Origin of the sequence: Roseobacter sp. N2S (genome assembly GCF_031454055.1) — a bacterium.
GTDB lineage: Bacteria > Pseudomonadota > Alphaproteobacteria > Rhodobacterales > Rhodobacteraceae > Amylibacter.
In genome coordinates this window covers 39,728-62,266 of the sequence record NZ_JAVDQB010000008.1, presented here as the reverse complement: position 1 = coordinate 62,266, position 22,539 = coordinate 39,728, and the positions used below count along the sequence as shown (strand labels likewise).

The window sequence follows — 22,539 nt, the reverse complement described above, 5'->3', positions numbered from 1 at the left end:
AATTCCTGAAAACATTAACAAAAATGTTACGCGTTCTTAATATTCATTAAACCAGTGGACAGTTTTCCTACCTGTCAACAGATTAATCGCCTGTTTACCCCTAAAACCCCTGAATATCCGGCGTGCGCCAGCCAAGGTGCTGCCCCCCGTCCACACACAGCAACTGGCCGGTTGTGGCTGGGCTATCCAGCAGATAATTCATCGCGGCGACGATTTCTTCGGGATTTGATCCACGCTCCAGAATGGTCGCTTTGCGCTGGTTTGCAAAATGCGCATCGCTCTGGCGGTCCCCGATCAGGGTCGGCCCCGGCCCGATGGCATTGACCCGCGTTTTCGGCGCCAGCCCACGGGCCGCAGTCTGGGTAAAGGCCCAAAGCCCCATTTTTGCAATTGTATAGGTCATGAATTCCGGCGTCAGCTTGCGCACCCGCTGATCCACCATATTGATCACAGCGCTGCTCGCCTGTTGCTCACCCCGTTCATCCACCTGCACGTCCGGCACCTGCGCTGCAAAAGCCTGAGTCAGAAATAACGGCGCCCGCAGGTTGGAATTGATATGGCGATCCCAACTGTCCAGCGTGGCGGTTTCCAAACGGTCATATTCAAACACCGAGGCATTGTTGATCAGAATATCCAATGGCCGCCCCAATGCTTCAGATGCGCGCGCCACCAAGCCCTGTGTTGCCTCCGCATCCAGTAAATCCGCCTGCAAAGCCACAGCCTTTACACCGAAACTTGCTGCCTCGGCCGCGGTCAAAGCCGCCTCTTCCACAGCACCTGCGTAATGCACCGCAACATTCACACCACGCTTGGCCAGCGCCAGAACCATCGCCCGCCCCAAACGCCGCGCACCACCCGTCACCAAAGCCGCCTGATAGGTCATGACTTATCCTTTGTGCTACAAGGGCATTTTTCACCCGCAAGGCTGTAGCGCCCGCAGGATTTGCACTTCACCCCCGCCTTTACGCCTTTGCGTTTCATCGGGTTGTTGATCTTTGGCATCCGCAGTCGCCCGAACATGGCCAGCACCAGAATGAACACCAGAAACAGCGTAACAACTTTAACCATCAGCGCACCCCGAACTGGGACCAAAGGGCTTGATCCTCGACACTGCTCAACACATCACTGGCCGCCGCAGTCAGACCAAAGCGCTGCATCAAGGATTTACGCTGGCCCTGAACGTTGAATTTCACCTTATCCCCAAAGCGGTCTTTCATAAACGGCACCAGGTGGGCGATGCCATCGACCAAACCGACCTCAATCGCCTTTCCACCAACCCATATTTCGCCTGTAAACAGGTCTTTATCCACCAACCGCGCCCCGCGTCGCGTTTTGACGTGATCAATGAAATTGCCGTGGATCACCCGCTGCAAGTCTTTCAGCCGTTCGATGTCCTCGGCCCGTTCAGGGCGAAATGGATCAAGCATGGACTTATCCTCGCCCGCCGTATGCACACGCCGTTCAATGCCGTGCTTTTCAAGCAGCCCCGTAAACCCGAATGACGCCGAAATCACCCCGATGGACCCCACGACAGATGACGCATCCACATAGATTTCATCCGCAGCACAGGCCAACCAATACCCGCCCGAGGCCGCAACATCTTCGCAAAAGGCATAGACTTTTGTGCCGGTCTCTTCGGCCAGCCGCCTAATCCGCGCGCCGATCAAAGACGATTGCACAGGCGATCCCCCCGGCGAATTCACCAGTAAAGCCACCGCCGCAGGTTTGCCCTTGCGAAACGCCTTTTCCAAAACGGGTGCCAACGAAGCGTCACTCAGCCCGCCGCCCCCCATCCGAGAACCGCCACCAATCACGCCCGACAGGCGCACTACAGAAACAACAGGATGGCTTTTCAGCCCGGGGATATATTTACGCATGCCAAAGACATAGGGTGAAACCAACACAGGTTAAAGACCCCCGCCCCCACAAAGACGGCCCTCGGCTCTTTTTGGGGCAAATATCCAAATACTACTGTTACAACCTGTCACAACGCCGGCCATTCGCTGCTTGCCTTCAGCGGATCAAACCCACTTCGCCAAAGGTGGCAGGCTCATCAACACTGCATCAGGATCATGCCCGGTTTCCAAACCGAACTTGGTACCCCGATCATACACAAGGTTATATTCCGCATAAAGACCGCGGTGCACCAGTTGCGCCTCTTTATCTGCATCCGTCCAAGGATCACTGCGCCGTTTTTCGGTCACTGGCAAAAACGCCTCAAGAAACGCGCGGCCCACATCTTGCGTAAAGGCAAAATCCGCCTCCCAGTCGCCGGTGTTCAGGTCGTCATAGAAAATTCCCCCGACGCCCCGCGCCCTTTTGCGGTGCGGAATATAAAAATACTCATCCGCCCAATCCTTAAATTTCGGATAATAGGCAGGGTCATGGAGATCGCAGCGGGCCTTTAGGGCGGCATGAAACGCCGCCGTATCCTCGGGGTATTCCAGACAGGGGTTTAAATCCGCGCCGCCGCCGAACCACCAACCGTGCGGGGTCCAGAACATGCGGGTGTTCATATGAACCGCAGGGCTTTGCGGGTTTTGCATATGGGCCACCAACGAAATGCCCGCCGCCCAGAAAGACGGATCATCCGCCATGCCCGCCAACCCTTTTTTCGCCGCCATCGCCGCCTGCGCCCGCTCGCCCAATTGACCATGCACGGTCGAAATATTCACCCCGACTTTTTCAAACACCCGCCCGCCACGCATCACGGACATCAAGCCACCACCGCCTTTGCCGCCATCCCGTTCAGTCTTGCGCACCTCAAAGCGCCCCGCAGGCGCATTGGCGAAAGGCCCTTCGACCTGCGTGTCTTCCAACTGCTCAAAAGCCGCAACAATCTGGTCGCGCAGGGTCGCAAACCACGTGGCCGCGCGGGCTTTATTGTCTTCCATCGTCATCGTCTTTGTCCTTTTCGATCATCCAACCCGCAGTCTTTGGCCAGAGGTCATTGCACCCCTCGTGCCAAGAGTCTAGGTCTGACACAACGGCTTTCACAATGGCTTTATCGCGATGACTTTCCGCATCTCTTTGATTCAGATCAGACAAAGCCAATAGAATTGAAAGACACAAGACATGGGCAATCGCAATAACTTCATCATCGGGCCCGGTCCCTCCCCAATGCCCGTGGCCCCCAGCGATGAACGAGACAACTGGCGCGGGCTGAAATGGATGATGCTTTCTGTGCTGTCGTCCTCGGCCATGACCATCGCTACCCGCTATGCCACACTGGAATTAGACAGCCGCGCTGTGGTTCTGATGCGCGGCTTGCTGACTCTGGCGCTGTTGTTGGGGATGCTGGCCGCTTCGACTAAAATGCGCGGCAGCATCCAGTTTTCAAAACCCTGGTCTCACCTGTTTCGCGGCATCCTGATAACAGTTTCAACCCATCTGGGGTTTTACACAATTGCAACCATACCACTGGCCACCACCACTGTTCTGTTTTTCACCGCACCAATATTCGCCACCATTCTGGCGGTATTCATCCACGGAGAATCCATTGGCCCACGGCGGATCGGGGCTATTTTTGCAGGGTTTGCAGGCACTCTGATCATCCTGCGACCCGGCTTTGACGCCTTGGAACTGGGGCTGATCACAGCGATCCTCAGTTCTCTGATCTTTGCCTCGGCCCTTACTATGTCTCGGAACCTAGCCAAGGCGGATGGTCCCACTTCCACCTATCTGTCATCTGTAGTGATTATGGCAATCGTATCGCTGCCGATCGCCGCCCCTGCCTTCACCATGCCCGAGTTTTCTCTGACCTGGATTGCATTGTTCGGTCTGGTTATCACCGGATCCATTCGCGGCATTGCCGATATCGAGGCCTATCGCTACGCTGACGCCGCCCTGCTCACCCCTGTCACATATCTGCGGTTGGTGTTTATCGGAACGGCGGGGTATTTATTTTTTGCGGAAACCATCGACACACCCACTTTGATCGGTGCGGCGGTTATTGTGTCTTCGACACTTTATATAGCCCAACGGGAACGGGCAAAGAAGAACGGCAGCTAATCGGCGGGCTTTCTGCCCTTTCCGATCGGGTCACACACTCGGACCCTAGACCCGCGCCTTGCGCGCGCTTCTTTCGTTTAAGCCGCAACCCGAATTTTACGCAGGGGCTGCTCTTTCAACGAAAACCGTAACGGTGTTTGCTTTAGCCGCGCCACAACTGTGGGCGTGGGGTAGCCGATCAAAGAATATACGCGCTCTGATGCTGTTTCCACCGCGGAGATAACAACGTTCGTCATCATGTCTGCTTCCAGACGTAGGGGAGAATTACTCATTAAAACACCTCGACTTTACACTAACACGACAAAGCCTTCACTCTGTCCCCCACCGTATCGGTTTTGAAACGGGCGTATGCGGGACGAATTTTAGACGTTTTTATGATCAATAGTGGGTAAATTGTGTTCAAACCGCAGGGGAACTCTCAGCGCTGCAAAAAAGAGTGGATATTTAGAAAACAAAAAGGCTCAGCAAGGTCACTCCCCGCCAAGCCTTCAATGTTCTCTAAATACTCGGAATCCCTAACGTCCGCGAATACGCGGGTCCAAAGCGTCGCGTAATCCGTCGCCGATGTAGTTCACAGACAGAACGGTCAGCGAAATCATCAATCCCGGCAGAACAACCCGCTCGGGGAATTGTTCCATGCGCGGGACAGCATCCGACAACAATTTGCCCCATGTGGGGAAATCAGACGGAAATCCGACCCCTAAGAAAGACAAGGCACTTTCTGTGATGATGGCAGTGGCCAGCCCCAATGTAGCCGAGACCATGATCGGCGACAGGACGTTGGGCAAAAGGTGGCGGGTGATGATCTGCAAGGGTTTGGTGCCGATGGAACGGGCGGCCAGAATGAACTCGCGTTCTTTCAGAGCCAGCACTTCACCGCGCACAATACGGGCGGTTTGCATCCAGCTGGTGATACCGATGATGGCAACGATCAGGATGAACATGCCAGTTTCCGGCCCGAAGTTTTTACGCAGGGGTTGGCGAAACAGGGTCACGGCCACCAGCAGCAAGGGCAAGATGGGCAGGGACAAGACCAGATCAGTGAACCGCATGAACAGACCGTCTACTTTTTTGAAATAGCCTGCAACCACACCGATCACCGTGCCAATCACCACCGAAATCAGCATAGCTGCCCAGCCCACCGCCATAGAGGCCCGCCCGCCTGACAGCATATTGGCCAGAATATCGCGGCCCAAATTGTCTGATCCCAATGGGAAGGTCCAATTCACCTTGGCATCCCCGTCCCAAAGGGCGGTGTAGATCGGGCGAATATCCTTAAAACGGATGTTCAATTTTTGCGGATCCACTGTCCAGATATAGGGGCCCAGCAGCACGGCCAGTGTGATGAACAACAAAAAACCGCCACCAAACAACGCGCCTTTGTGGCGGCGGAATTGGCGCCACACGTCAGCCCATTGGCTGCGCGGCGGAGCGGTGGGGATTGGCTCGAAGGACGCAGGGGTCGTGGATTGATCAGTCATAGCGGATCCTCGGGTCTAGCAGGCCGTAAAGAACATCTGCGATCAGGTTGAACACCACAATCAGCAGCGCAAAGATGAAGGTCAGGGTTTGCACCATAGGTAGATCATTGGCGAATAGCGCTGTTAGCAACAACTGCCCGACCCCGTTCACTTTGAACACATTTTCGGTGATGATCGCGCCGCCAAAGATCGCCGGAATCCCCAGTGCTATCACCGTGACCACAGGGATCATCGAGTTGCGCAGCACATGCACCATAACCACCACGCTTTCCTTAAGCCCCTTGGCCCGCGCGGTGCGAACGTAGTCCTGATTAAGGTTATCCAACATGGAAGAGCGCATAAACCGGCTGATCTGCGCCGTGGTTTGCAGCGCCAGCACCATCACCGGCATGATCATCTGTTGCAGTTGTATCTTGAATGACGCCCAGTCATTCACCACCAAAGTGGTATCATAGATCGACGGGAACCAGCCCAGCCCCACAGCAAACACCACAATCAACAGCGGTCCTGTGAAAAACGGCGGTATGGAAAAGCCGATCATCGTCACAAAAGTACCCGCCTGATCAAACACAGAATACTGACGGTAGGCGGAATAGATGCCGATGGGCAGCGCAATCAGGATACCAACCACATAAGCCAGCCCCACCACCCACAGGGTTTGCGGGATGCGCTGGATCACAATATCCATCACGGGCGAACGTGTCTGCCAGCTGATCACCCGCAGCTTATCCGCAGCAAAATGGGTGTCTGGCAGCCAGCCGAACATCCACGTATCCCGCGTCAACCAGTCTATGAACACCTGCGGTTCCACCCAGAAAAACTGGATCAGCCATTTGACATAGCGCACGTGAATCGGTTCGCCCAAGCCAAGGGCTTCACGCATTTTTTGTTTCACTTCAGGGGGAACGGTCAGCGGAACCTGCGCCATCGGGTCTCCGGGCGCCAGTTCCAACAAAAGAAAGATAATCAAAGAGATAAACAGAAGAGTCGGGATCGAAAAAAGCAAACGACGGATCGTATATGTAAGCATGAACGCCTCGGTTTAGATCTTCGAGTGTCGAACCAAAGAGCCGCACGCGCGCCCCAGATCAGATCCAGGGCGCGCGGGGTCTAGAGGTTTACTTGACGCGGAACCAGTCAGCTGCATTCCACAGCTCGCTGTCCCATGTGTTCAGCACAACGCCGCCCAAAGTATTGGAATGGGCAGATACACGGCCACGATCCACCAAAGGAACGATGGTGTAAGTGTCTTTGGTCAGCATTTCATTCATTTGAATGCCGATTTTGCCACGCTCGTTCAGATCACCGGTATTGGCCAGTTTGTCGATCAGCGCATCATAGGCCGGATCACAGAAGCGGTTGATGTTTTCACCCTGCCACTGGCTTTCGGGGCGCGGTTCGCCGTTACACCGATAGGCCGCCAGATATTGCTGCGGGTCTGTGCCGTTAAAGTTGTTCGCGTACATTTCCACGTCCGCATAGAACTTTTGGAATGTGTCAGGGGAACCCGGATCACCGCCAAAGAACACGGATGAATCCACGTTGCGCAATTCGGTTTCAACACCGATTTCAGACCACCACTGTTTGATCAGCGCTTGGAAATCCTGACGTACAGCATTTGTCGAAGACTGGAACAGGATCGCAAGTTTCTTGCCGTCCCGATCCCGTACGCCGTCGCCATCGGTATCTGTCCAGCCTGCGCCTTCGAGCAGGGCTTTGGCCCCTTCGATGTCTTGTGTCATACAATCCGTGTTCGGGGACGCAAAGACTTTGGGTGCAGGCACAAGGTTACAGGTCGGACGACCCGCTTGGCCGTAGCCCACTTCGACCAGCAATTCACGGTCAATGGCCATGGACAGCGCTTTGCGCACGTTTACGTCTGACAGGATCGGGTGTGGCGCCTTACGGGTAGAGCGTGTGTCCGCATCCAGTTCTGGGGATGGGTCGGTCAGGTTCATTTCGATCCGTTCAACCAAGGACCCGAATGCAGCGATTGGTTTACCCTTGCCACCTTCGGCCATTTTGGCAATCACATCAGGTGCCAGTTGCAGGTTCCAAGCATAATCAAATTCGCCTGTTTCCATAACCGCACGCCCCGCAGCCGCAGCATCGCCGCCGCCTTTCAGGGTCAATGTCGCAAACGCTGGTTTGGCCGCGTCACGGTAATGGGGGTTTGCTTCCATCTGGATCACGTCATTTGGACGGAAATCCACAACACGGAAAGGACCAGTTCCGATTGGGCTGAAGTTTGCTTCGGTACATTCAGGCGCTTTGGCCCCCAGACAATCGGCAAATTGCGCCGCTTGAATGATCGGGGATTGGCCGCCCATGAACGGGCCATACGGGTTTGGCTTGGGCTGGTTAAACGTCACCTTTGTGGTCAGTTCGTCCACAGCTTCGACAGATACAACACCGTCAAAGAACGTGGCCTGCGCGCAACCGCCTTCGGGGTGCATACAATATTCAGCAGTGAACTTAACATCCGCCGACGTGACAGGTGTTCCGTCAGACCACATCAAGCCTTCTTTCAGCTTCCATGTGATCGAGGTCAGGTCTTCGCTTACGCCGCCATTGGCAACGGTCGGAATTTCCTGCGCCAGATAAGGTACCAAAGCGCCATCTTGGTCATAGCGGCCCAGCGGTTCAATCACCAGCGACGAGGATTCCACGTCTTTGGTGCCGCCCGACAGGAACGGGTTCAAAATCGACGGAGCTTGCCAATAGATAACGTTCACATGCCCGTCAGAGCCGCGCTCTGCTTGACCCATGGTCGCCATCGACAGTGCAAGCACACTCCCAACAGTCAATGATTTGAATTTCATAGTTCGTTAACTCCCAATTGTTGTGTTTTAGGCCCGGATACGATGCGTTTTTTGCGTGCAACCGGCAGAATGAACCGCCAGAGCAAGGACTGTTTTGGCAAAAACCTGCCGCTGATTTGGTCGTCTAAACCGACTTGTGCAAATCACGCTTGGGTTTGGCAACAGTTTCTCCTGACACGTATTGTTCCCGAAACCGATTCCGAAAACGCAGACCATCCCAGAGACTAAACCGATAAATTCTTATTTCACAACGTTTTTTCTTTCGGCTCCCCAAGTGCCTAATTTTACGACTCTTCTGCGCGGGCCTGCAGCACATCCAAATGTTTTGCGCTTGACGCCTTGCCCGCAGCTTCCCAAACTCCGCCGATCATCACCCCCTTACCGCTTGGCTACCAATGAACGGACAAGACATGGCTGACACCTATACGCCGCTGGAGATGCTCGAAAAACTGGTCGGGTTTGACACGGTTTCACACCGCTCTAACCTGCCATTGATCCAGTTTGTTCAGGATTATCTGACCTCCCACGGGGTGGACAGCACGCTGGTTCCCAATGACGACGGGGATAAAGCCAGTCTTTACGCCCATATCGGCCCGATGGTTACAGGGGGGGTGATTCTGTCAGGCCACACAGATGTGGTACCTGTTGTCGGACAAAACTGGTCCAGCGATCCCTTCACTGTGGTGGAAAAAGACGGCAAATATTACGGGCGCGGCACCTGCGATATGAAAGGTTTCCTTGCTATCGCACTAGCCCATGTCCCCCACATGCTTGCCGCAAATCTGAAAACCCCGATCCAACTGGCCCTGAGCTTTGACGAAGAAGTGGGCTGCGAAGGCGTCATTCCTATGGTTAAGGAACTGGCCGGTAAAATGCCCAAAGCCGCACTGTGTATCGTTGGCGAACCGTCAATGATGAAAGCGGTCACAGGGCATAAAGGCGGGATCGGGTTTGATAATGAAGTCACGGGCTATGAGGTCCATTCCTCATTGGCCCATACAGGCGTATCTGCGGTGATGACCGCTGCCACATTGGTGGAATGGCACAATCACAAAAACGCACAAGCGGTCGCGGCCCAAGACCCCGACTGCACCTTTGATCCCCCTTTCTCGACCTACCATGTGGGCACGATCCAAGGGGGCACGGCCAGCAACATCACCGCAAAATCCTGCACCTTCATTAATGATTTTCGCCTGCTGCCCAATGAGGATTCCCAGCAAGCTGCCGCCGAATATCTGGCATTCGCCGCCGAACTGGACGCCAAAATCAAAGCCATCCGTCCCGAAGCAGGTATAAAGGTCACCCAACGTTTTGACGTGCCGGGTCTGAAACCCGAAGACGATGGTGCCGCCGAGTCGCTGGTCCGTCGCCTGACCGGGGATAATTCCATCAACGTGGTCAGCTATGGCACCGAAGCAGGCCATTTCCAGACCGAGCAGATTTCGACCGTCATCTGCGGCCCGGGCTCTATCGAGCAAGCCCATCAAGCGGACGAATACATCACCATCGAGCAATATAATCGGGGCGGCGTTTTCATGCGCGACCTGATTTCAGCACTTTCATAAGGACCCTCTCCATGCCCCTGATCAACCGTTTCGCCGAAACCCACGCCGAACTCACCGCCATTCGCCGTGATCTGCACGAAAATCCGGAACTGCAATTCGACTGCCACCGCACCGCAGGTATCGTCGCCGACAAACTGCGCGAATGGGGCTGTGACGAGGTGAAAACCGGCATCGGCCAAACCGGCGTTGTGGCGGTGATCAAAGGCAAACAAAACACATCCGGCAAGGTTATCGGGCTGCGCGCAGATATGGACGCCCTGCCGATCTATGAAGCAACCGGCCTTGAATATGCGTCAAAGTCCGAAGGCAAGATGCACGCCTGCGGCCATGACGGCCATACCGCCATGCTGCTGGGCGCTGCGCAATACCTGTGCGAAACCCGCAACTTTGACGGCACCGCGGTGGTGATCTTTCAGCCAGCCGAAGAAGGCGGCGGCGGTGGTCGTGAAATGGTCGATGAAGGCATGATGGACGATTTTGGCATTCAGGAAGTCTATGGCATGCACAATTGGCCGGGCGTCCCTGTAGGCCAGTTCGGCATCCGCCCGGGCTCGTTTTTTGCCGCCGCTGATCTGATAAAAATCGACGTTACAGGCAAAGGTGCCCATGCCGCCAAACCCCATGACGGGATCGACACCACTGTCGTGGCCTCTCACATCGTCATCGCATTGCAAACCATCGCTTCACGGGTGGCTGACCCGCTGGAATCCGTAGTTGTATCCGTCACCAGCTTTGAAACCGAAAGCAAAGCCTTCAACGTGATCCCTGAACGGGTGGAACTGAAAGGCACTGTGCGCACCCTGTCCCCTGCCGTGCGTGACATGGCCGAAGAGCAGATCAAGCGCATCGCCGAAAACACCGCCGCCGCCTTTGGCGCAACCGCCCAAGTGACCTACGAGCGCAACTACCCCGTGATGGTCAACCATGAAGACCAAACTGTCTTTATGGGAGATGTGGCAAAATCCGTGGTCGGTGATCACAACGTAAACACCAACATGGAACCCACCATGGGCGGCGAGGATTTCGCTTTCATGCTAGAATCCCGCCCCGGAGCCTATATTCTATGCGGTAACGGCGACGGCGCTATGGTGCATCACCCCGAATACAACTTCAACGATGACGCAATCCCAACCGGCTGCTCCCTTTGGGCGAACATCATCGAACAGGGCATGCCTGCCGCATAACCTGCACAGAAAATCCCCGCCGCAGCCTTAACGGCCTCCGGCGGGGATATTTCAGGAAAGAAGAAGGCCCGCAGGGAGTGATAATCCTGCGGGCCTTCAATGTTCTAAAAATACTCGGAAAATTAAGGTTCCAGACGCACAGCGCCCTGACTGGCGTTACCCACATTGGCCGCATAAACCCGCAGCGCACGGCTGACTTTGCGTTTGCGCGGTTCAGCAGGCGCCCAAGGGTTTTCCCGTGCATCCATCGCCGCGCGACGTTCTGCCAGAACTTCATCTGTCAATTTCACATTCATTGTGCGGTTCGGGATATCAATCTCGATGATATCGCCTTCTTCGATCAGACCGATGTTACCACCCTCAGCCGCTTCGGGGCTAACGTGACCGATGGACAGGCCCGATGTGCCGCCGGAAAAACGCCCATCCGTGATCAATGCACAGGCTTTGCCCAGTTTCATGGATTTCAGATAGGTGGTCGGATAGAGCATTTCCTGCATTCCCGGCCCGCCCCGAGGCCCCTCGTAGCGGATCACAACCACGTCACCTTCTTTGACTTCTTTGCCCAGAATGCGGTTCACGGCCTCTTCCTGACTTTCACAAATGACCGCGCGGCCATTGAATTTCAGGATGCTGTCATCCACGCCAGCTGTTTTAACCACACAGCCTTCCTGGCTGATGTTGCCAAACAGAACCGCCAAGCCACCCTCGGTAGAATGGGCATGTTTCATTTCGCGGATCACACCGTTTTCACGGTCCAAATCCAGCTCTTTATAGCGGCGGGACTGGCTGAAGGCCTGTGTTGTGCGAACGCCCCCGGGTGCCGCCAGAAACAAGCTGTGCACGTCTTCGTCGTTTGATGTGCGAACATCCCATTTGGCAATTGCATCCCCAAGAGTAGGCGCGTGGATTGTGGCCGCCGATGTATCGAGCAACCCTGCGCGGTTCATCTCACCCAGCAGGGCAAAAATCCCGCCAGCACGGTGTACGTCTTCCATGTGAACATTGGCCACGGCAGGGGCAACTTTGCACAAACACGGTGTGTTGCGGCTGAGCCGGTCAATGTCATCGACGGTGAAGTCCACTTCGGCCTCTTGCGCCATCGCCAAAAGGTGCAGGATCGTATTTGTCGACCCGCCCATAGTGATGTCCATACGCATCGCATTTTCGAAAGCGGCTTTGGTCGCAATGCCACGGGCCGAAACTGCTTTGTTGCCGTTGACGTAGTAATCTTTGGTCAGATCAACAATCAAACGCCCCGCCTTGCGGAACAGCATTTCCCGATCCGAGTGGGTCGCCAGTGTCGAACCGTTGCCAGGCAGGGCCAGGCCCAAGGCTTCGGCCAAGCAGTTCATGGAGTTCGCCGTGAACATACCAGAACAGGATCCGCAGGTCGGGCAGGCGCTTTCTTCGATAGCCAGCACTTCTTCGTCTGTGCGATCAGGATTTGCCGCTTGCATCATGGCATCCACCAGATCAATCGCCTGCAATTCCCCGTCGATATCGACTTTACCAGCCTCCATCGGCCCGCCAGAAACAAACACAACCGGAATATCCAGCCGCAACGCCGCCATCATCATGCCGGGCGTGATCTTGTCACAGTTGGAAATACAGACCATGGCATCGGCGCAATGGGCGTTGACCATATATTCCACACTATCGGCAATCACTTCGCGGCTAGGGAGGGAATAGAGCATCCCGTCATGGCCCATAGCAATGCCGTCATCCACGGCGATGGTGTTGAATTCTTTGGCAACACCACCCGCGGCTTCAATCTCGCTGGCAACCAAACCGCCCAAATCTTTAAGGTGTACGTGGCCCGGAACAAACTGGGTGAATGAGTTCACCACAGCAATAATCGGCTTTCCAAAATCGCTGTCAGTCATGCCTGTAGCGCGCCACAGGCCACGGGCGCCTGCCATATTACGGCCATGGGTAGAAGTTCTTGAACGATATGGAATCATAGGTAAGCCCTCGCAGGAAATCTGTTTTTCCATCACGTTTTGCCCTATGGCGTGAAGAATTGCCAGCCCCACGGTCTGTTATAGCGCAGGGGAATTTCAAATGCCTCCGGCGGGGATATTGAACAAACAAAAAAGCCGTAACAGCTCTCTCATGGCTTCAATGTTCCCTAAATACTCAAAGCGCCACAATGCGTCAGACTGGACGGGTGCCAGCATAGGTGGTGCGGTAAAGCAACCGGCGCACGCCATCATAATCATTGGTGGCGTAATGCAGGCTCATCCGGTTGTCCCAGACGGCCACATCTCCTGCCTGCCATTTCAGGCGGCAGGAAAAATCGGGACGCGCGGCGTGTTTGTAAAGTGCTTCTAGGATCGGGGTGCTTTCGGAAACTGTCATGCCGTCCAGTCGGGTGGTGTAGATCGGGTTGACGAACAGGGCTTTGCGCCCGTCGGCCCCTGTTACAACGGCGGGGTGAAAGGTCTCGGCGTCGGCTTTGGGATCACCGCGCACCATCTGGATGGACGCACCCGAGCGGGACTCCTTCGGGGGCGCGTGTTTCACGCCATAAGGTTTCCCCACATGCACGGCTTTGCGCCCGTCGATGATTGCCTTTAGATCGGCAGGCAAAGAGGCATAGGCGGCCACTTGAGAGGACCAGACCGTATCTCCCCCCACATCGGGGATTTCAACGGCGTTCAGCACGGATCCTGCAGGCGGGTTTTCCAAGAAACTGAAATCGGAATGCCACTCCCCGCCAAAAACGCCTGTGTTTTGTTCATCTGCTTCTTTGAGCACAGCGATCACATCCGGATCGTCGGCCATAGGCGTTACGTAAGGCAGTTGCATCAGCGGACCAAACACGGCGTTAAGGCGTTTCTGGTCGGCAATAGACAGGAACTGTCCGCGCAGAACGATCATCTGGTGGGCGTCCAGTGCAGCGCGTAACTGGCTGGCATCACTGTCTGAAATCGGGTTTTTCAGATCAATGCCGGATATTTCCGCCCCCATTAACCCTGTCAGTTTATCCAGATGCATGGCTGTCTCCTTGTTGTTTGGATGCGGTGTTACTTGGCCCTGTTGTTACTTGGATGCGCCAAACCATTTTTTAAACCACGCCAGAACACCCCCACGGGCGCGGTCCATTTCATCCCCTGCTTCAGCGGCGCGGGCCTCGACTGCGTCCCATTTCTGTTCCATCTGGGCAATAGCCGGATCAATCTTGCGCCGTTTGAACCGCTGGACCAGCCGATAAAATCCCAGCATTATTAACGCCAGTACAATATAGATTATGATATTCGACCAAGGGATAATTCTGGCGTCTGGCCCCGACACATCCCAGATTGTCACCGCGTTGGGATAGATCGACAAGAATTCATTGCGCCAACCATAGTGTTTGATCGCCACCCATTCCGGTGCTGCGCGGGTTGAAATCTTGTCAGCCGCTTCGGCCTGCAGATTGGAACTGTCCAGCTTGAAATACCAAGGCCAGCCAAAACCCGTGTCTTCATTGCGAAACACCATGACACTGCCATCGGGATAAGACGTGTTAATCAACCGCAAATCGCGATTCACGCCCTCGTTGTTGCCACTATCTGTCTGGGCATAGAAAATCCGGTTCCATTTCGAAAAATCCTGCCGGATGATTTCCGTGCCCGTCACCCGCACGATATCCCGTTGCGGCAACGTGTAATGACAAAAGGCAAAGACCAGTGCGATCAGAACTACCCAGAAACCCCATTTGAACCAGCGCATACCGTCGTCCTTACATAAAATTGGTCACATAGATCATAACAACCACCAGAATAACCGGAATGACATAAACACCCCAAATCAACTTGCGCCGCAATGACCCCTCATAGGCTTTCAGCCCGTCTTCGATAAACTGTTCGCGGGGCCCTGGATGTTCCGAGCCTTCGTCGAACTGCTTTTCCAGTCTCTCGCGCCGAACGGAACGGGAATACCATGACAAACAGATGTAGACGATGGTCAGGAAAAACAACCCGATCACGCTCAATCTTACCCATCCGAACATTGTTCTACCTTTGCTTTATGGCCCCCCAAGGGCCGACCCGCCGCACCAGATCATCATCATCATCGTCTTCAGTTCTGCTGCGCCCCCAAGGTTGGCCAACGGGCTTGCGTTTGTTCTGTTCCGGGCGCAAAGCGGGCTCTTCCATCCCGGGTTCGAACCCGAACAGTTCTTCGCGCGCGCCCGCCTTATCTACCATATATTCACTGGCAAGATAATCCGCCACATACTCTTTCTTGGCATCCGACCAACCGCGATAGGCAGTGTAGAACGCCTCTTTATGGCAGATGAACAATTGGCGCACATCCAATGGCGCCAGTTCCGCCAACAGCATATTCACCAGATCTTTATCCGCGTGATTGCCCGACCGCAGCGTATAAAAATACGCCGGATGTTCGGACGTGATGCGCGGCCACTCCCCCTGCCCGCGCGACCATTGCCACAGACGATACAGGCCTTCGTATTCCTTGGGCAGATGTTTCAGATTGCGCCGTGCCAGCTGCCGCAAGGCGCGTCGATCCGGTTTGTCGAAACTTTCACCCAGTTCAGCTGCGGTATCCACCACGATGAAATCCAGCTTTTGCTGCAAGATCGCCGCCACATCGCGCCCCCGCGCCGATGTAATCGGCTCCACCAGATTATTGGCCGCAAGGAAGGTGGCAATATCGTTGCGCTGACTGAAATCCATCACATATTCAACATCCCAATCATCCACGTCGTCCATTTCACGGGTAGAAATTACCGCCGCTTCTGACAGATCACGGAACACATAAAGCCCACCAAAATGTGAGGTATAGAAGTTTTTCTGCTCAAAACTGTTATGGGTAAACACCACAGGATTGCGCGTGATGTCACCCGTGCGCTTGCCTATTTCGATCATTTCGGCGATCAGCACGTCATCCCACCACGCGTCCTCTTCAGTGATGAAACGTTCAATCTTACCCCGCAGGATTTTGCCATCCTCAACGGTGGATTGTGTGGTGTCGGCTTCCACCTCTATCCGTCGAATGGCCAGCAGATCATTGGGCGTGTCCACCGCAAAGACCGAGTTCACCAACTCCCCCGCCACCGCATCTTTGGCAGTCAGGGCAAACAACTGCGCCTCGTTTTCATCCATCCAACGGCGCAAAATACTGCGCGAGGTGGAAAACTTGGCATTCAGCAAAGGCGCGGTTTTCTGGTCGGTGGACAGCAGGATAAACTGGCGATTACAGCCGTTGGGGTTCAGATACAGATCATCGCCCAGTTCATCGCCGATTTCAGGCGAATAGCCCGAAATATCCAGATGAAAATCCGTCAACGCCGTGCGCCGCCCCGTCAGATGTTCAAGCGCACGGTTATATCGTTCCACCAACGTGGCCGAACGCACCTCGAACAAGTTGCCATACATCAAACCACGGCGCACAAGTCGCATCATCGCAGGCTACTCCACCATACAAACATCACAAATCCCGCCCCCGCACCATGCGCCAATAAAACAGCCCGAACGCAGGGCCCCAAATCCAGCTTAACACAGCGACAAGGATCGCGCCCGTGACCAATAGCTGGTCCAGACCATTTTCGCCGCCCAGAAAGTTCAAAAGCCCCAGCTGGATCGCGATAAACACAGCCATTGCGGTTGCTGATACCATAAGGCCGAGCAAGGCCGCCAGCCGGCCGCGCAGTCGAGCGGCTATGACCGCGCCCGTCCAGCCGGAGAGGACGCCGAAGATGACGGAGAAGGCGAAGATCATTGGGCCCATTTAATCACATCCCCGTAGGGTGCGTGGTTCCCACGCGCCGTCCGCCGTTCCTTCGTTCGCAGAACACCCCTCGTAAGAATGTGAAAGTTCGAGCGATAGATCATCATGGTACACCCACACGCATGCCAGCAAGAACTTCTCCAACAGACAGGGCGAGGCTCTTTACTTTACTCATATTTGAAGGTCGTAGCATTTCTTCAGGCTCTGCCTCACCATGAACCAACTCATTTCGAATTGTCTGTACTTGTTTCAAAGCCAAGTAGTCAGCCTCTGTGAGTTCACCTCTTTTACGGAGTATTGCAACAGCCTGTGAAAGAGGAATTCTCTCTCCTCCACCAGCCGCCTCAATAATATTACGTTCAACAGAAATCCAATCCGCAAAAAACTCACCAACCAAAGCGGCACTACTGTTTTCAGACGTCAGAAGTTCGAGTTCGCAATCAAACAGCGCTTTGAACAAAGTCAAAGAAAGCTCCGCGTACACTTCGACCTTCCGTTTCTCGATCGTTAGGCCGTTTCCCTCGTGATACAGACGGTTACGCAATCGGTGAAACCACTCAAATTCTCCTAAATTCAAGCCAACAACTTTTGAACTAGCAACTGCCTCAATTCCCTCCAATAGGTTCGGAAAACTGTTACAATACTCGTCGCGCTGCCTTCTGGTGAGTTTAACTGCCGTTACACGTTCTGGTAAAGTCAAGTAAGTGTGCAATGTGAGTTCAACTGCGTTGTCCACTAGGATCATGGCAATTCTACGTGAGGCGTCTGTATTTTCCTCCATCAAGTTTAAAGCCTGTTGCAAAATTTCAGCGGGTCCTGTTGCCCACATTGGTATTGTAGCACTCACCCCCGCCCCTCCAAATACCGCTTCTTCGCCTCTTCATTCCGCCCAAAGTCCCGCACCATGTTCACGATTGCGATCTCATCGGATTTATCGGCGTAGCGGAATTCGCTATCGGCGTAGCGGTTGATTTCCTGGATCACCATTTCCACGGTGATCGGCTGGGCCAGTTCGGAAATCATCGCCTTTTTGGTGTCGTAATCTTTGGTGATGAACAGGTCGGTGTTTTCCATCCATTCATCGGGCAGTTCAAAATCCATCGCCCGCACTTTGACCGCGTCAGTGATGTTCTTGATGGCGCGGCCTGTGAACCGTTCATCCGCCTCTTGGATGCCTTTCAGATAGGCCCCCATTTTGGCGATAGTATCCAGCCGGCCGATGTCTGCGCTGACCCTATCAAACACATTCAACAGCCCCGCTTCATGGGGTTTTGAATGGCTGTCATAGCTTGCCGCCACGGCTTTTTTGATCTGCTGGGCGGCGAACAGTTCGTGGTCGCCTGTGGGGATGCTATGGTTCTTGCCCATCAACAGATGCAAAATGTCGATATAATCTTCCTGCGTCTGTGGCCCGTCTACCAGAAAGCGCGCACCAGCCCGCTGGCGCAGGGCATCGTCCACGTTTTCGGGGTAGTTCGAAAACATGCCAAAGGTACAATTCCCGCGCACCACCGTATTGGCACCCGCAAAGCTTTCCATCAGAACAGCCGTAATTTCCAACTGCCCAGCAGAGGATTGCCGATCCCCCCGCTTACCCGCCAGTTGGTCAATATCGTCAATCGTCCCGAACCCGATCACATTCTGGTCGATCACGTTATTGATAAACGCCTTTGCGTTCTGCGCAGATTTTCCCTGATAACTGTCAATGCTATCGGTCGACAGATTCTGATAGCGAAAGGCATAGCCCGCATTGGTGCAATAATCGTTAATAAGCCCCGCCATCATCTGGATCAGTGTGGTTTTCCCCGTGCCGGGCTTGCCGTCCCCCATAAAGGTAAAGATAAACCCGCCCAGTTCCGCAAAAGGGTTCAGCTTGCGATCAAAATCATAAGCCATCAGCATTTTTGCCAGCTTCATCGACTGGTATTTGGCGATATGATTGCCCACCACTTCGTTCGGTTTTTTGAACGTCATGGTCAGCTTGCTGGATTTCGCCTTGTGGCTGGCGCTGAACCCGTTGATTTCAAAATCATCGGCCTCAACGCGGTAGCTGACGGACTCAAAAGCGCCAAGCCGTGGCAACGTGCCAGCCCGCAGCGCGACCTTTTCCATCAGCTTTTCACAAAAGGCCTGCACCACATGCACAACGCCTGCTTCATCCTTGGCAAACAGCGCAAGGTCTTGATCCAACTCCCATAATGCGCCGTGCAGGGCCAGTTGCGGATTGTCGGTCAGGATTTCCTCAACCTCGCCGATTTCAACCGTGCTTTCGCCTTCGGCCGCTGCTGATGACGCTACCAAAGTGCCAGCCATATTGGCAAAAACATGCAGGCTGATCGCGGCGGATGCTGCCAGCAATTCCCCGAATTCGGTCTTTTTCGCAGACGCCAGCCCCCCTGCCAGATTGTCCTTTAGCAGCCCGGACAACCCCGTCTGATCGGCAAATTGTTCGGACACAACAAAGGCCACCGCCAGCGCGCGGCGTAGGGATTGCAGCACGTTGGCCTGCACTGGGGACGTTAACGGATCGCTTTCATCCGCGCCCTCAATCCGGTCGATCAGATGCACGCCTTCGGGCCGCGCAGTGCTGCGCGTCACCAGCCCCGGCGTAGTGGAACGAAACCGCCGCCGCGTGCCGATGCCGCTGGACCGTTCCTGCGGCGCGTCCGTTTCCCGTTTTGCGGCCAGTCGGGGCGTGTGATCGAACCCGTCCAGCATGGCAACCGCCGCGCTATATTTCCCGAGGATCAATTCCTCTTTCAATTCCATCAAATCGCCGGTTTTACCCATCTAAAATATCCTTTTTAATCAAACGTAACTGGCCACGCGCCCGTTCTTGCCCACAACGTATTTACGTATGTTTTTCATGCCCACAGGATCGCGGTCTTTCAGCACCTGATAGGCCCGTTGGGGCAGGATCAGCGCGCGGGTTTGATCGGTTGCGCCCGTCACTTCGCCGCGATCATCCAGATTAAAAATCTCTCGCTCGGCGGTAGAAAACCAACCGGTTTTTTCTTCGCCGACTTTTTTCGACCACAGGGTTTCCACCGTCCAGGACAGCGCCCAATCCACCCCTTCCTCGCCCGAGGCTTCGGCCAGAATTTCACGCAAAGGGCCGGTTTGTTCCGTATAGGCGTGGGAATACATCGGGCCAATATGGACGCGGCGCAGTTTTTTGGGGTGCAGGTCGTCGAAATCCTGATCAAACCCGGCACCGATTGTCACCAGTTTCAGCCCCGATACGGCCTGCGCCATCAGATGGGCCTGCACTTGCGGCCAGCGCCGATCATCCTGCACAAGCGCTGTGCGGCCAGAATCCTCTAGCTCTAGCAGATAGATCGCAGGCAGGTTGGTCTGGCTGTCATAACTGGCCCAATGCACCAGATAACGCCGCCGGTCATCATTAATATTGCCCCGCCAGATGGCCTGTGGGTCATTGCCCGCAAAGAACAAATCCCGATCCGCCAGCCATTCATAATACAGTCGTTGCGACAACGCATACTGCAGGGCCGTTGGGTCGGAATGGTCGTTCAGAATGTGTTTGACCATCGCCTTTTTAATTTCATCCGGTGACAATGAGGTTTTGAGGTGATGATCCACATTCAACGCGTCATTGGCCATTTGCAGCAGTTCCTGAAACACAGGAAAGCCGCTGTCTTGGCGATCAACCGCCATGCCATTTGGCAACGCGCCTGACACCCGCCATGTCATCAGGTATTTATAGGACAGGGCCGTAAACGTGCGGTTCAGCTGGCCCAAATAGGTCTTGATGATTTTGGATTCCGTACGCCCGATTTGACCGTCTTCTATGGTCAGTTCGGTTACATCATCAAGATGCCCGATGATCCGTTCAAATTTAGCGAAATAGCGCCGCGTTTTGGCGGCGCCTTCAAGGTATTGATGGTCGAGCGTCAGGTCAGTTGTCATTTCGCCCTACCACAGCCGCCGCACGATGCCAGATACAGGATGCCAGATGCCCCAAAATCAAGCGCCATACAGGTTCTTGTCGTGCTTTTCGACAATCTTTTCAAAGCGCCGTGCAAAGCGTTCGTCCGACTTGGCTTTTTCCTCCAGAACCTTGCGGGCGAACACCATATGATCTTCGTGCTTTTCCATCATCTCGGCCATGCGCTGGTTGGTGGCAGACCCAATGGCCGCCATGGCTGTTTGGGCCTCTTGGTCGGTTTGCACGCCAATTTCGTTGATTTTATGGGCCACATCCTGTTGCTGCGCCGTCTTTAAAGATTTGGTCAGTGCATCATACAGAACCACCCGCTGCTTGGTGTCTGTTTGCAGCTTATTGATCAAAACCATCTGGGTCGCTGCCTGATTTTGCAGACTATCCACCCAGGATTTTCCCTTTTCAATATAGCGTTCTAGCGTCTGGCTGTTAGCCAGTTTCACCTGTTCGGCCTGCGCAAGTTCGTTGTATTTACCGTTCAGCGCCGCCAGTTCGCTTTCCAGCTTGGTGCGGGCAGCCGCGTCTTGTTCCACCGAGATTTTGTTTTCCAGCTCAATGATTGTCGGGTCCATCGCCAGCAAATCCGCTTTGATCTGTTCCAACTCGCCAACAACTGCTTCGCGCTCGGACAGGGTTTCTTGCAAATTGCCTTCGACCCGCGTTTTATGCTCGTTCAATACCGCCAACTGGCCCTGCAGCAGGTTCACAATCACATCCGATTTGGCAATCAGATCCTGCAATTTATCGTCGATACTGGCCGTGCGCATCCGTTCCTGACGCAGGCTTTCAGACCGCCCCTTGGAAAACACGCCCACAAAGGTTTCCCAGCCGGTTTTTGACCGCATCGCGTCAAAATCCTGCGAAAACGCCGATGTCACATCATCCAGCCCCATGATCAATTCCGCAATATTCGCGTTCATTGCATCGGAATGGGCGTGTACATCATCCAAAGTGGCATTTTCGATATCAATCGAAATATCCGAGCCTGTTTTCATCTTGTCCTGAGCAACCGCCAGTTTGGACGAAAGCTCTGATATTTTGGACTGCGCCGCCTCCACCTGTGCCTGAGATTCCCTGATCTGCGCGTCAAAATCGGCCATATCCAACCCTTTCAATTAAAATCACTGTCGCCCATCACCTAAGCAATGCCAGTGCCAATTATAATAGTTTTGCGGCGGTTTTTTGATCTTGTCGAGCGTTTCCACCGTCTGATCCCGCATTTTTCGCAGACTTGCCCTAGGATGCCAACCTGATTATATCCGTACCCAGAGGACGACCTCTCCCGCTTTCGGGCTTGCTTTTGCAAGGTACAACAAGGGACGACCCTTTTATCTGTAAGGGCAACCCGATGCGCACCCCTTTTGATCGAATACGACAGGCCATCCTGTTTGAAGCTATTGCATTTTTCCTGCTGGTCACCACTGGCCTGCTGTTTTTGGGATTCACCTTCAAAGACATCGGCGTGGTGGCAATCGTCGGCTCGTTGGTGGCCACGGGCTGGAACTATGCCTATAATCTGGGGTTCGATTTGACCTTGCTGCGGCTTACCAACAGCACCGATAAATCCCTGCCCGCCCGCGTGGTTCATGCCGTCGGGTTTGAAGCAACGATGCTGCTGTTGATGCTGCCCTTTATGATGTGGTGGCTGGAACTGACCCTGCTGCCTGCACTCGCCTATGATATGTCCTTTGCCATGTTCTTTATGATTTACACCTTCATCTTCACCTGGATTTACGATCGGGTATTTCCCGCGTCCCGCCAGACGCGCGCCTGAATAATTGC

General features: G+C 54.4%; 22 protein-coding genes. 4 read left to right on the top strand and 18 right to left on the bottom strand.

All coding sequences use genetic code 11. The features are described 5' to 3' along the window. Positions 1 to 100: 100 nt before the first annotated feature. The 4 genes from GGE09_RS17060 to hemF all read right to left on the bottom strand — a co-directional run bounded on the left by GGE09_RS17060 (position 101) and on the right by hemF (position 2,900). Positions 101 to 883: an SDR family oxidoreductase gene (locus tag GGE09_RS17060; protein ID WP_309747376.1), complete on the bottom strand. Its 783-nt coding sequence runs from the start codon at positions 881 to 883 to the stop codon at positions 101 to 103. After that, entirely contained in the window at positions 880 to 1,068 is a 189-nt protein-coding gene (locus GGE09_RS17055) for a hypothetical protein (protein WP_309747375.1), read from the bottom strand. Before GGE09_RS17055 ends, GGE09_RS17060 begins: the two co-directional genes overlap by 4 nt. Then, positions 1,068 to 1,877 carry a S49 family peptidase gene (locus GGE09_RS17050; protein ID WP_309747374.1) on the bottom strand — a complete coding sequence of 270 codons (810 nt, stop codon included), beginning with the start codon at positions 1,875 to 1,877 and terminating at the stop codon, positions 1,068 to 1,070. Before GGE09_RS17050 ends, GGE09_RS17055 begins: the two co-directional genes overlap by 1 nt. 144 nt (positions 1,878 to 2,021) lie before the next feature. Next, the gene (gene hemF, locus GGE09_RS17045) at positions 2,022 to 2,900 is read right to left on the bottom strand and encodes an oxygen-dependent coproporphyrinogen oxidase (protein ID WP_309747373.1); all 879 of its coding nucleotides are present in this window, start codon (positions 2,898 to 2,900) and stop codon (positions 2,022 to 2,024) included. 175 nt (positions 2,901 to 3,075) lie between these two features. Between hemF and GGE09_RS17040 the strand changes: the two genes are divergently transcribed. Then, positions 3,076 to 4,011: a DMT family transporter gene (locus tag GGE09_RS17040; RefSeq protein ID WP_309747372.1), complete on the top strand. Its 936-nt coding sequence runs from the start codon at positions 3,076 to 3,078 to the stop codon at positions 4,009 to 4,011. Positions 4,012 to 4,088: 77 nt separating this feature from the next. On the opposite strand, the gene GGE09_RS17035 is transcribed toward GGE09_RS17040, so the two are convergent. The 4 genes from GGE09_RS17035 to GGE09_RS17020 all read right to left on the bottom strand — a co-directional run bounded on the left by GGE09_RS17035 (position 4,089) and on the right by GGE09_RS17020 (position 8,314). Next, positions 4,089 to 4,283, bottom strand: a complete 195-nt coding sequence (locus GGE09_RS17035) for a hypothetical protein (protein ID WP_309747371.1) — start codon at positions 4,281 to 4,283, stop codon at positions 4,089 to 4,091. Between the two features lie 243 nt (positions 4,284 to 4,526). Continuing rightward, positions 4,527 to 5,492 (bottom strand): ABC transporter permease, encoded by a 966-nt coding sequence (locus GGE09_RS17030; protein ID WP_309747370.1) that lies wholly within the window; start codon positions 5,490 to 5,492, stop codon positions 4,527 to 4,529. Next, entirely contained in the window at positions 5,485 to 6,522 is a 1,038-nt protein-coding gene (locus tag GGE09_RS17025; protein ID WP_309747369.1) for an ABC transporter permease, read from the bottom strand. Before GGE09_RS17025 ends, GGE09_RS17030 begins: the two co-directional genes overlap by 8 nt. Positions 6,523 to 6,610: 88 nt before the next feature. Beyond that, the gene (locus tag GGE09_RS17020) at positions 6,611 to 8,314 is read right to left on the bottom strand and encodes a peptide ABC transporter substrate-binding protein (RefSeq protein WP_309747368.1); all 1,704 of its coding nucleotides are present in this window, start codon (positions 8,312 to 8,314) and stop codon (positions 6,611 to 6,613) included. Positions 8,315 to 8,724: 410 nt separating this feature from the next. Between GGE09_RS17020 and argE the strand changes: the two genes are divergently transcribed. Continuing rightward, positions 8,725 to 9,879, top strand: a complete 1,155-nt coding sequence (argE, locus tag GGE09_RS17015) for an acetylornithine deacetylase (protein ID WP_309747367.1) — start codon at positions 8,725 to 8,727, stop codon at positions 9,877 to 9,879. A gap of 11 nt (positions 9,880 to 9,890) precedes the next feature. Further along, complete coding sequence (locus GGE09_RS17010; RefSeq protein ID WP_309747366.1) at positions 9,891 to 11,063, top strand: M20 aminoacylase family protein; 1,173 nt, start codon at positions 9,891 to 9,893, stop codon at positions 11,061 to 11,063. Positions 11,064 to 11,185: 122 nt separating this feature from the next. Here GGE09_RS17010 and ilvD read toward each other — a convergent pair whose 3' ends face one another. From ilvD to GGE09_RS16960, 10 genes are all read right to left on the bottom strand, one after another. Continuing rightward, positions 11,186 to 13,024 carry a dihydroxy-acid dehydratase gene (ilvD, locus tag GGE09_RS17005; RefSeq protein ID WP_309747365.1) on the bottom strand — a complete coding sequence of 613 codons (1,839 nt, stop codon included), beginning with the start codon at positions 13,022 to 13,024 and terminating at the stop codon, positions 11,186 to 11,188. Between the two features lie 193 nt (positions 13,025 to 13,217). Next, on the bottom strand, positions 13,218 to 14,060 hold the full coding sequence (locus tag GGE09_RS17000) for a TauD/TfdA family dioxygenase (RefSeq protein WP_309747364.1): 843 nt from the start codon (positions 14,058 to 14,060) through the stop codon (positions 13,218 to 13,220). A 45-nt stretch (positions 14,061 to 14,105) separates the two neighbouring features. Next, a complete protein-coding gene (locus GGE09_RS16995) occupies positions 14,106 to 14,777 on the bottom strand; it encodes a DUF1523 family protein (protein ID WP_309747363.1) in 672 nt (223 codons plus the stop codon). Between the two features lie 10 nt (positions 14,778 to 14,787). Further along, positions 14,788 to 15,057, bottom strand: a complete 270-nt coding sequence (locus GGE09_RS16990) for a hypothetical protein (RefSeq protein ID WP_309747362.1) — start codon at positions 15,055 to 15,057, stop codon at positions 14,788 to 14,790. A gap of 4 nt (positions 15,058 to 15,061) precedes the next feature. After that, positions 15,062 to 16,471, bottom strand: a complete 1,410-nt coding sequence (locus tag GGE09_RS16985) for a DUF6638 family protein (RefSeq protein ID WP_309747361.1) — start codon at positions 16,469 to 16,471, stop codon at positions 15,062 to 15,064. Positions 16,472 to 16,496: 25 nt separating this feature from the next. Beyond that, positions 16,497 to 16,796 carry a hypothetical protein gene (locus GGE09_RS16980; RefSeq protein ID WP_309747360.1) on the bottom strand — a complete coding sequence of 100 codons (300 nt, stop codon included), beginning with the start codon at positions 16,794 to 16,796 and terminating at the stop codon, positions 16,497 to 16,499. Between the two features lie 103 nt (positions 16,797 to 16,899). Beyond that, positions 16,900 to 17,643, bottom strand: a complete 744-nt coding sequence (locus GGE09_RS16975; RefSeq protein ID WP_309747359.1) for a hypothetical protein — start codon at positions 17,641 to 17,643, stop codon at positions 16,900 to 16,902. After that, positions 17,640 to 19,586, bottom strand: coding sequence for an ATP-binding protein (locus GGE09_RS16970; protein WP_309747358.1), 1,947 nt, complete (start codon positions 19,584 to 19,586; stop codon positions 17,640 to 17,642). Before GGE09_RS16970 ends, GGE09_RS16975 begins: the two co-directional genes overlap by 4 nt. An 18-nt stretch (positions 19,587 to 19,604) precedes the next feature. Next, positions 19,605 to 20,723, bottom strand: a complete 1,119-nt coding sequence (locus GGE09_RS16965) for a hypothetical protein (protein ID WP_309747357.1) — start codon at positions 20,721 to 20,723, stop codon at positions 19,605 to 19,607. Positions 20,724 to 20,780: 57 nt separating this feature from the next. Then, the gene (locus GGE09_RS16960) at positions 20,781 to 21,857 is read right to left on the bottom strand and encodes a hypothetical protein (protein ID WP_309747356.1); all 1,077 of its coding nucleotides are present in this window, start codon (positions 21,855 to 21,857) and stop codon (positions 20,781 to 20,783) included. Between the two features lie 248 nt (positions 21,858 to 22,105). On the opposite strand from GGE09_RS16960, the gene GGE09_RS16955 reads away from it, so the two are divergent. Continuing rightward, positions 22,106 to 22,531 (top strand): PACE efflux transporter, encoded by a 426-nt coding sequence (locus tag GGE09_RS16955; RefSeq protein ID WP_309747355.1) that lies wholly within the window; start codon positions 22,106 to 22,108, stop codon positions 22,529 to 22,531. Positions 22,532 to 22,539: the final 8 nt, after the last annotated feature.

Coding starts and splice junctions, on each gene's coding strand:
- GGE09_RS17060 (WP_309747376.1), bottom strand. CDS start 883: ATGACCTATCAGGCGGCTTTGGTGACGGGTGGTGCGCGGCGTTTGGGG.
- GGE09_RS17055 (WP_309747375.1), bottom strand. CDS start 1,068: ATGGTTAAAGTTGTTACGCTGTTTCTGGTGTTCATTCTGGTGCTGGCC.
- GGE09_RS17050 (WP_309747374.1), bottom strand. CDS start 1,877: ATGCGTAAATATATCCCCGGGCTGAAAAGCCATCCTGTTGTTTCTGTA.
- hemF (WP_309747373.1), bottom strand. CDS start 2,900: ATGACGATGGAAGACAATAAAGCCCGCGCGGCCACGTGGTTTGCGACC.
- GGE09_RS17040 (WP_309747372.1), top strand. CDS start 3,076: ATGGGCAATCGCAATAACTTCATCATCGGGCCCGGTCCCTCCCCAATG.
- GGE09_RS17035 (WP_309747371.1), bottom strand. CDS start 4,283: ATGAGTAATTCTCCCCTACGTCTGGAAGCAGACATGATGACGAACGTT.
- GGE09_RS17030 (WP_309747370.1), bottom strand. CDS start 5,492: ATGACTGATCAATCCACGACCCCTGCGTCCTTCGAGCCAATCCCCACC.
- GGE09_RS17025 (WP_309747369.1), bottom strand. CDS start 6,522: ATGCTTACATATACGATCCGTCGTTTGCTTTTTTCGATCCCGACTCTT.
- GGE09_RS17020 (WP_309747368.1), bottom strand. CDS start 8,314: ATGAAATTCAAATCATTGACTGTTGGGAGTGTGCTTGCACTGTCGATG.
- argE (WP_309747367.1), top strand. CDS start 8,725: ATGGCTGACACCTATACGCCGCTGGAGATGCTCGAAAAACTGGTCGGG.
- GGE09_RS17010 (WP_309747366.1), top strand. CDS start 9,891: ATGCCCCTGATCAACCGTTTCGCCGAAACCCACGCCGAACTCACCGCC.
- ilvD (WP_309747365.1), bottom strand. CDS start 13,024: ATGATTCCATATCGTTCAAGAACTTCTACCCATGGCCGTAATATGGCA.
- GGE09_RS17000 (WP_309747364.1), bottom strand. CDS start 14,060: ATGCATCTGGATAAACTGACAGGGTTAATGGGGGCGGAAATATCCGGC.
- GGE09_RS16995 (WP_309747363.1), bottom strand. CDS start 14,777: ATGCGCTGGTTCAAATGGGGTTTCTGGGTAGTTCTGATCGCACTGGTC.
- GGE09_RS16990 (WP_309747362.1), bottom strand. CDS start 15,057: ATGTTCGGATGGGTAAGATTGAGCGTGATCGGGTTGTTTTTCCTGACC.
- GGE09_RS16985 (WP_309747361.1), bottom strand. CDS start 16,471: ATGATGCGACTTGTGCGCCGTGGTTTGATGTATGGCAACTTGTTCGAG.
- GGE09_RS16980 (WP_309747360.1), bottom strand. CDS start 16,796: ATGGGCCCAATGATCTTCGCCTTCTCCGTCATCTTCGGCGTCCTCTCC.
- GGE09_RS16970 (WP_309747358.1), bottom strand. CDS start 19,586: ATGGGTAAAACCGGCGATTTGATGGAATTGAAAGAGGAATTGATCCTC.
- GGE09_RS16965 (WP_309747357.1), bottom strand. CDS start 20,723: ATGACAACTGACCTGACGCTCGACCATCAATACCTTGAAGGCGCCGCC.
- GGE09_RS16960 (WP_309747356.1), bottom strand. CDS start 21,857: ATGGCCGATTTTGACGCGCAGATCAGGGAATCTCAGGCACAGGTGGAG.
- GGE09_RS16955 (WP_309747355.1), top strand. CDS start 22,106: ATGCGCACCCCTTTTGATCGAATACGACAGGCCATCCTGTTTGAAGCT.